Source organism: Halobacillus sp. BAB-2008 (assembly GCF_000328325.1).
GTDB lineage: Bacteria > Bacillota > Bacilli > Bacillales > Halobacillaceae > Halobacillus.
In genome coordinates this window covers 1-8,521 of sequence record NZ_ANPF01000088.1, presented here as the reverse complement: position 1 = coordinate 8,521, position 8,521 = coordinate 1, and the positions used below count along the sequence as shown (strand labels likewise).

General features: G+C 45.6%; 8 protein-coding genes, 1 pseudogene and 1 riboswitch. Of the genes and pseudogenes, 1 reads left to right on the top strand and 8 read right to left on the bottom strand.

Annotation, left to right across the window (positions count from 1 at the left end):
* Positions 1-276: 276 nt before the first annotated feature.
* From D479_RS17850 to D479_RS17815, 8 genes are all read right to left on the bottom strand, one after another.
* The gene (locus D479_RS17850; protein ID WP_008639831.1) at positions 277-1,596 is read right to left on the bottom strand and encodes a Na+/H+ antiporter NhaC family protein; all 1,320 of its coding nucleotides are present in this window, start codon (positions 1,594-1,596) and stop codon (positions 277-279) included.
* Between the two features lie 117 nt (positions 1,597-1,713).
* A riboswitch (SAM riboswitch) is annotated at positions 1,714-1,818 on the bottom strand.
* Positions 1,819-1,886: 68 nt separating this feature from the next.
* Entirely contained in the window at positions 1,887-2,963 is a 1,077-nt protein-coding gene (locus tag D479_RS17845; RefSeq protein WP_008639830.1) for an ABC transporter substrate-binding protein, read from the bottom strand.
* A gap of 17 nt (positions 2,964-2,980) precedes the next feature.
* Entirely contained in the window at positions 2,981-3,754 is a 774-nt protein-coding gene (locus D479_RS17840; protein ID WP_035388660.1) for an ABC transporter ATP-binding protein, read from the bottom strand.
* Between the two features lie 23 nt (positions 3,755-3,777).
* Complete coding sequence (locus D479_RS17835) at positions 3,778-4,599, bottom strand: ABC transporter permease (RefSeq protein ID WP_008639828.1); 822 nt, start codon at positions 4,597-4,599, stop codon at positions 3,778-3,780.
* A gap of 185 nt (positions 4,600-4,784) precedes the next feature.
* On the bottom strand, positions 4,785-5,459 hold the full coding sequence (locus tag D479_RS17830) for a hypothetical protein (protein WP_008639827.1): 675 nt from the start codon (positions 5,457-5,459) through the stop codon (positions 4,785-4,787).
* Entirely contained in the window at positions 5,456-6,208 is a 753-nt protein-coding gene (locus D479_RS17825) for a hypothetical protein (RefSeq protein ID WP_008639826.1), read from the bottom strand. Before D479_RS17825 ends, D479_RS17830 begins: the two co-directional genes overlap by 4 nt.
* Positions 6,180-7,097, bottom strand: coding sequence for an ABC transporter ATP-binding protein (locus D479_RS17820; RefSeq protein ID WP_008639825.1), 918 nt, complete (start codon positions 7,095-7,097; stop codon positions 6,180-6,182). The genes D479_RS17825 and D479_RS17820 overlap by 29 nt, the downstream gene beginning before the upstream one ends.
* Positions 7,094-7,471 (bottom strand): GntR family transcriptional regulator, encoded by a 378-nt coding sequence (locus tag D479_RS17815; RefSeq protein ID WP_008639824.1) that lies wholly within the window; start codon positions 7,469-7,471, stop codon positions 7,094-7,096. Before D479_RS17815 ends, D479_RS17820 begins: the two co-directional genes overlap by 4 nt.
* 512 nt (positions 7,472-7,983) lie before the next feature.
* Here D479_RS17815 and D479_RS17810 point away from each other — a divergent pair.
* Positions 7,984-8,521, top strand: a pseudogene (locus tag D479_RS17810) (hypothetical protein); the annotation flags it as partial.

The following is an 8,521-nucleotide window of genomic DNA, read 5'->3' as shown; positions in this document are numbered from 1 at the left end:
TTTTCGACTGTTTTTCCATTCTATAGCCCCATTACAATAGATTCATTTTAAAATATAATATCAAATTTATGAACTATTTAAAGAATTAATATTTCATTCGAATTTGAAAAAATCTATTAAGTGACCAACTACCTCCGCCTTCCTTTATGGCCGCTCACCGGGCGCCCAGTGGAAAGGTCCCTTCTCCCGGAGCCCGATCTCTCCCCCAGCCATACCACCTTTTCCAAACGAAAAAGAAGCTCCCTATTTCAGGGAGCCTCTTCCAGTCAGAGAATATCAGGATCCTTTTTGAGCGGAAGGATCTGCTTTCTGAACCGTAAACTTAGGAAACTTGAAGACAATAGCAAGAATTCCGGACACGGCTGTTAAGATCGGATAAATACAAAACGGTACGATTGCAATAGGTGAAATCGATGCCACACCGGCTACAGCAAGGAGTTGGGCTCCGTAAGGAATGATTCCTTGAACAGAGCTTGCGAAGATGTCCAACAGGCTGGCGGATCTTCTCGGTTCAATGCCGTAATCATCAGAGATCTGTTTGGCTAATGGACCGGCCGTGATGATCGAAATCGTGTTGTTTGCAGTGGACAAATTGATCGCGGTTACGATACCGGCGATCCCGAACTCTCCACCACGATTAGACCGGACACGTTTATTCACCGCTTCCAGTAGATACTCAATTCCGCCGTTGTAACGGATCAGCTCTACAAGTCCTCCGAGCAAAATAGCGATCATAGACAACTCCTGCATGTTAGCGAAGCCGTCTCCGATCAGGTTAATCAGTTCCATCCCCGAGAATTTACCGAGAATCAAACCGACAATTCCGGCTGCTACCGTTCCGCCGATCAGAACGAATATGACGTTTACCCCAAGGATGGCGAACAGGAGCACTCCGAGATATGGAATGACTTCAAGGAAATTATACGAGTATGTTTCCCCAAGATCTGCACTCGCACTGGCTGTCCATACTGCAAAAATAACCGCTGTTACTATGGCAGCCGGAAGAACGATAAAGAAGTTCGCCTTGAACTTTTCTTTCATTTCCGTGCCTTGTGTTCGAACAGCTGCAATGGTTGTATCAGAAATGATGGAGAGGTTGTCCCCGAACATAGCCCCACTTACAATGGCTCCCATAATCAGCGCCACACCAATATCTGTTTGTTCTGCGACACCAAGTCCGATCGGGGCTAAAGCTACAACTGTCCCTGTGGAAGTACCCATGGAAATGGATATGAAACACCCAATGACGAACAGGCCGACGACCATCCATCCACCAGGCAGGTAGCTCAGGCCAAGGTTGACGGTGGAATCTACAGCCCCCATTCCCTGTGCGACGGAAGCAAATGCTCCCGCGAGCAGGAAGATCACAACCATCAAGATGATATTCGGGTGTCCTCCCCCTTTGGAGAGTGTCATGATTTTCGTTTCAAAATCTGTTTTTCGATCCATAAGCAGCGCTACCAGTATAGCTGCAAACAGAGCGACGAGTACAGGCATTTTGTAGAAGTCACCTGTCACGATCCCTGAACCAATGAACAATACAATAAATACTACAAATGGAATAAGTGCAAAAATATTTGCTTTCGGTTTTGTCATCTTTTCTGCCTCCTTCTTGGTGAACTCATGAATGTTTCTGTGATACAGACAAGACCAGGCCAAACAAATAAAAAAGAAGCCCTCTTTAGGATAAGAAGGCTTCTTTGTTTCCGTCCCCTCTTATCTGTCAGGTCTAAAACCTGCTGGATTTAGCACCGGCCAACTGTGTTGGTGGTTGCTGAAGCTTCTTAGGACCAGTTCCTCCACTTCTCTTGATAAGAACTATTCAATTGAGTCTCTCGTTACTTTACATCATTTTTTTCTCTCTGACAAGAGAAAAACTTGGAATGTTACTTTTTATCATACTCTCCGATAATGTCCACGGCTTTGGCTGCCAGAGAAGGGTCTACAGCCTCATCGAAATCTACATCGCCGATGATGGCACCATTGGAGTTGTAAAAGTCGAACTGATCTTTAATATCCTCCACGAACATACTGCCGTCCGGATCCAGTCCTGTCACGCCGACTTTCTTCCATATTTCAGGATCCTTCAAAGCGGTGTGTTTTGTCATGATATCAATGACTTCATCAAGCCCCTCGCCGTGAAGAAATGCATCGTTGTAATCGCGTACCCCCTTCAAATAAGCAGCCATGAAGCGGAGCGATACGTCTGTTTCTTCTTCAACAAATTCCGGTGAGCCTAGAACCATCGCGATTTGTGCTTCTGGAGCATAATCCGTAGCATCACCGAACCGCACATGTAACCCCTGCGATTCTCCCTGTGTTATCAAAGGCTCTATCTGCAGGGCAGCATCTATGGATTTATTCCCCATCGCGGCCAACATATTACCGAAATCCGACATTAAGACGACCTCTACGTCCTTCTCAGTCAAGCCGGCATGCTTCAGCATTTCATGGAAGATGTAATCATCCACGGCATTCTTTGAAGATACAGCAATCCGTTTTCCTTTAAAATCGGCATACTCCTTGATTTCATCCTGAAGGTCTTCTCTAATAACAAAACTGAAGTAGGAATTGCCATCGAAATAGTGCCCTTTATCAGCGATGATCTTCACATCGATTCCCTGAGCGATCGCATTGAAGAACGAAGCGGTGGAGACTCCGCCGGCGATGTCCACTTCACCGGAAGCAAGCGCCGGCAGCATATCATCACTGTTGGCGAATGTCGTAAATTCAATGTCTATGTTATAGTCATCGAAATATCCTTTCTCTTTCGCGATGTAAAATCCTGCACCGGACGCCGCACCGTCCTCTGCAATAACTACCTTCTGACGCTTCTCAAGCGGAGCCAGATCGCCGGATACGGTTTCTTTCTGCTTTCCTTGTTCAGACTCCTTATCACTGCAGCCTGCTGCTATACCCAAAAATAAAAAAAGAGAGATAAAGATCCATAATGATTTACGCATGGGATGTTTCCCCTTTCTTAAATCCTTGATCGTTGCACTTCTTCCTGAAGATGATTCCAGACCTCCACGAATTGTTCCGCCATGACAGGGTCAGCCCTGACCTGCTCCATATTTCTTGGTCTGGGGAGCTCGATTCGTTTTTCCTTTACAATCCTCCCCGGCTGGGCACTCATCAAGAGAATCCGGTCGCTGAGCAGGAGTGCTTCATCGATACTATGTGTAATGAAGAGGACCGTTTTTTTCGTTTCGGCCCAGATGTTGAGTAATTCTTCCTGCAGGATGAATTTATTCTGTTCATCCAATGCTGCGAACGGTTCATCCATCAACAATATTTCCGGGTCATTTGCGAATGCTCTGGCAATGCTCACCCGTTGTTTCATTCCTCCGGAAAGCTCTCTAGGGTAAAGCTTGGCGAAACGCTCCAGCCCTACTTTTTCTAAATAATACGCGGTCCGTTCCTTGATGACCGCCGCTGGTACACGACGCATTTTCAAACCAAAACTGACGTTACCCTCCACGGTCAGCCACGGAATCACCCCCCGTTCCTGGAAGACCATCGACTGAAGTGGCCGGTCTTCCTTTGCTCTTGCGATGGTGAATGACCCGGAACTCGGTGTTTCCAAATCGGCTAGAATTCTGAGCAGTGTCGTTTTTCCGCACCCGCTCGGTCCGACTAAACAGACGAACTCTCCATCGGCAATATCCAGATTGATTCCTTCCAATGCTGTGACTCTGCTTTCCTTTTTATAAAATACTTTCGTCAAATCCCTGATGGAAATTTTCGCATCCATTCCACCTTCCCCTTTCTCCTTCATCAACGCCAAGGGAGTAATTTACTTTGCAGTCCTCTCAAGATTAATGAGAATAAATAGCCGAAGAACGAGATGAGTACGAGCCCTACAAACATTTCTTTCAACATGAATGCCTTATAGGAGGTCCAGATTAAGTAGCCGATACCGGAATTCGCTCCCATCATTTCCGCTGCCACTATCGTAAGTAAGGCGATCGCCTGCCCCATTTGAATCCCTTCAAGCATGACCGGTAAGGAACCCGGGAGAGCGATTTTGAAGAAAAACTGTTTCGAATCTGCTCCGTAATTCTTTGCTACGTCCAAATATATTCTGTCGATGTTGATGACACCGGCAACTGTATTGATGACTACCGGAAAGAAGACACTTCCTGCGATCGTCACCACCTTGGAAACTTCCCCTACTCCGAACAGAATGATGATGATCGGCAGGAGAGCAAGTGTTGGAATCGGCATGAGAGCCATGATCAAAGGCGACAGGAAATGCCGGATTGGACCATACAAACCCATCAGCAGTCCGATTGCAATAGCAGGGATCACTCCGAGAAGGAATCCTGCAAAAATACGATATAATGAGATTCCAACATGGCTGAACAGTTCTCCGCTCCCTGCCATCAACCAAAAGGTTCCCACGATTTGCGTAGGAGGCGGGAAAAAACGGGCATCCATCAAGCCTGTACGGGACAAGATTTCCCAAAGCAACAGAATAAACACCGGGGAAGCTATGGTAAGTGTTTGTTTGAACCGTTGACGTATACGCCTTTTTCTCCATTCTTGCTGTTCATTGAGCAAAGGATCCTGTGCAGCAATCCTTTCCGATTCTTTCATGTGCCACCACCTCTTGTGCTAAGTTATGAACTTCTGCCCATATGTGTGAAAAAAGTAAAAAGAATCAAAAAAGCGCGGGCAGATACCCGCGCTTTTTTGATTCTTCGTCTGTAGGAATTGCTATGTTTATTAGGTGATACCTGAGCCTGTACTCATCTGTTCTCCGTTAAGTAAAACTCACCGATTCAAGATTCCACTTCTGTAACATACACTTCGTCATCCGCTTCCACCGTCATGTTCTCAGGAATTTGTAAATACAGGACCGACATGCCGGAGGACATACTGCTGCCGCCTGTGTTCTTTCCTTCAGAGAATTGTCGGAAAGGAAAAGAAGGATCGAACTGATAGAAAGTCTTCGTTACTTGTTCGCCGGAGGTTACGACCAGCCCCTGGTTCTCAAAGGTTACCACAGGCTCCTCTTTGACAGGGATCTGCCAGCCATTTACGACCATAGGTGACCGATACTGATAGAGGTGTATGTTCTTTTTCGACTCTACTTTTTCTACGATAACGGACGTACCAAGCCCGCCGGGAGGGCTCACTTTCACGTTCAGCGTTTTCCCTCCAAAGGAGAAGGTACGCTCATCTAAAAGGTATGCCTCGTCTATCTGATCAAGGTTTCCCTCTAACAAATGGCTGTACATAGCATCGTCGATATCCGACGAACTCGCCGCTTCCCCTGGCATGGGATCAGGCAGGAAGAAGGTGAAAATTGTCGAGAGTACTAACACGCACCCAAATACGAGGAAGATCAAATGGCCGGTCTTAGCCATCTTGACACTTGCACCCTTATACTTCCCGTTAAAAACAGCTGCCAAGGTGACAAGCAGGAAAAGAAAGACTGCTAACACGATGATCATGACCGCTTCACCTCCAAACGGCCAGCAATCCAGAAGCTTCCAACGAAACAAGTAATGGAAACGAGCAGTGCTTTCACAGCGAATAAAACAATATTTCCTTCATCAAACAGAACCTCAAAGAGGTAATTAGCCAAACCGTCTTCGCCACTTCGCTGCATCAAATACGAAATGCCGAACATCAAAACCGGAATGATAAGAAGAAACAGTCTGTTCCACTGCAGGAATACACCAAACAAATAACCGGCACCGGCAGCCAGGAAAACCATAAGGATGACGGCAGCCATCCCAGCACCGAATAAAGAAGCTTCCATTTCGTGAGCCGGCAACAGTTGACCGTCCTGCACTACAAATGTGTACACCGCTGCCCGCAGTACATTTTCTGAAAGGACAGCTGTAAGCCCGGCTATCCCGCAAACCACGAGAAGAAAGCCGACGGTAGACAGATGACTCGTAAGGCGGGTCGATACAAAGGGAAAATCATCTTCACGGTAAGCACGCGTCGTAAGGAGCAGTGCCGTCAAAAATCCCCAAAAAATCGTAAAGGAAATAATTAAATCCCCGGAAAAGATCTGCGATCGGACTTCAAAGAACTCTCCTCCCATGAATTGTGCCCCCGTTCCCATTAAAGAAAACAAGATGCCCATCACCTGTATCGTTACAAGAGACGTAAACACTCCCGGATGGGACCGCCACTTGAACGCGAACTGCTTTTTAATAACATCACCTGTCCTCACTTCGATCAAAGACATCGTCAATTCCTCCTCTGCCAACCTTATCTTCCGTCATATATACGCAAACATCACTGGCAGAGACAGGAGCGATACGAATGCCTTCCTTCCTCATCTCCGTCTGTTCCGTTTCCGTCCAGTCATTTCTTACGATGACACAACTGTTTCTTTCCTCAGGAAGCTGTTCATAAAGAATTTCTCTGTTCTGGGTCCATGGCCTCAGTATCTCCAGGGGTGCAGTGAGGCGGACGGCATACTCCTTCAGTTCATCCATGCTGGTCTGGAGAAGCAGCTTCCCCTTGTGGAGAAGAAGCACTTCCTCCAGTATGTCTTCCATTTCCTCCAAATGGTGCGTCGATAAAACAATGGTGCGCGGAGAGGACAAATAGTCTTTCAACAAGGCACGATAGAAATCTTTTCGAACGGCTGCATCCATCCCTGTTGTGGGCTCGTCGAAGATTGTCAAGGAACATCGTGTGGCAAGACCGAAGATCATGTGAAAAGTACTTTCTCTTCCTTTTGAGAGCGTATGATGGCGTTCCCCGCGCTCAAAACCGAAATAATCGAATAAACGTAAAGCAAGATCATGATCCCAATACTGGTAAAACCTTTTCCCTTCCATAAGGATTTCTTCCAAAGTCAAGGTTGCAGGGAAAGACATCCGGTCATCGATATAAACAGAATTAGCCGATATCCTCAAATTATTGAACGGATGTTCTCCAAATACTTCCACACTTCCTTTCGATTCTTTCACCATTCCGGCAACAACCTTCATCCATGTCGTTTTACCGGCACCGTTACGTCCGACTAAACCAACGATTTTACCCGCTTCAATGGAGACGTTCAAACGGTTCAGGGCTTTCTTCTTTTTATATGTTTTGGTTACGTTCTCACATTTGATCGCCTTCACTCTTTCGCTCCTCCCCATGTTTCTTTAATGAGCGTGATTACTTCCTCTTCAGTCATTTCCAACTTCCCTGCTTCCTTCACAAGATCGTCAACCAAACGCTTCATTGTCTTGTTCCTCCGCTTTTCCTTTATAATCGCATTCGCTTCCTCCGCCACGAATTTCCCGAGTCCCCGCCTGTCATAAAGAACACCCTCTTCCGCTAATTTCGTCAGCCCTTTGGCCGCAGTCGCCGGATTGATATTATACATATCCGCCAGCTTATACTGAGAATGCACCTTTCCATCTACTTGAAAGTGTCCTTGAAGAATCTCATCCTCCATCCATTCTGCGATCTGGATGTAAATCGGCTTTGCACTCCCTGCGTCAAAATTCAACTTGTCACCTTCCTCCAACATAGTGCATTAGTGTTGTAATGTAGTATATTTCATCAAGATCAGAAAAACAACAAAAAAAGGAAAAATTAAATAAGTTTCCCTTAAATAACGACATTTTTCCATCCAGGAATATTTACAGTAGAAGATTTGTTTTATATAGGAAAATACTAGAAAAAAAACATGCAAACTATCGAAATATTTGTAACGCTGATGTTACATTCGTAAAAAAACACTTCGCATAAAAAGTCTGTCAACCCTGTCATTCTAGTAATTTGTATCTTGTTTTCATACTTTAACCACTCCAGCAGCCGCTTACCTTTAAAGGATGATTATAACAACCCCAGAGCTGACAAGGACTGATGCCGCCTTTTTGCTTCCCTCTCCTATTTACGATGTCAGCAGAACGTCCTTTCTACCTATCTCCCAATAATATCCTCCTTTATTACAAGAGATCGATGGTACGATAAAGTCGATCGAAAAACAAACCAACTTTTCAAGGAGGAGTTATCAGCATGAAGAAATCATTAGTCGTATCAGGAGCTCTTGCACTATCTCTTCTAGCAGCACCCGCAACATCTTTTGCATCTACAGGTGAGGTGCACCATTCGCAAATAAAAACACAAAACATTCAAATAGATTCTGATAAATTGATGGAGTGGATCAGTCAGAACGAAGCTGCTTTGAAGGGAAATAACCTGCAGCAGATCGATATTCAATCTCTATTGAATCAAATTGACTGGAAGCAGGGAGAAAAACCTGTCCAAGCAGAAGCTAAGCCGGAAGCTCCAAAACAAGAGCAGAAGCAAGAAGAAGTAGAAGCTCCAAAACAAGTAGAACAGCCGAAGCAGGAAAAAGTAGAAGCTCCGAAGCAGGAAGCTCAGCCTCAGGAACAACCTAAGCAGGAAGCTGCTCCACAACAACAGTCAGAGCAGCAAGCTCAACCAAAAGCAGAACAGCAAAACGAGCAAGCATCTTCTGAAGTCTCCGCTTTCGAAAAACAAGTAGTAGAATTGACAAACCAGGAACGTGAGAAACAAGGACTGGCACCAC

Coding starts and splice junctions, on each gene's coding strand:
- D479_RS17845 (WP_008639830.1), bottom strand. CDS start 2,963: ATGCGTAAATCATTATGGATCTTTATCTCTCTTTTTTTATTTTTGGGT.
- D479_RS17840 (WP_035388660.1), bottom strand. CDS start 3,754: ATGGATGCGAAAATTTCCATCAGGGATTTGACGAAAGTATTTTATAAA.
- D479_RS17830 (WP_008639827.1), bottom strand. CDS start 5,459: ATGATCATCGTGTTAGCAGTCTTTCTTTTCCTGCTTGTCACCTTGGCA.
- D479_RS17825 (WP_008639826.1), bottom strand. CDS start 6,208: ATGTCTTTGATCGAAGTGAGGACAGGTGATGTTATTAAAAAGCAGTTC.
- D479_RS17835 (WP_008639828.1), bottom strand. CDS start 4,599: ATGAAAGAATCGGAAAGGATTGCTGCACAGGATCCTTTGCTCAATGAA.
- D479_RS17850 (WP_008639831.1), bottom strand. CDS start 1,596: ATGACAAAACCGAAAGCAAATATTTTTGCACTTATTCCATTTGTAGTA.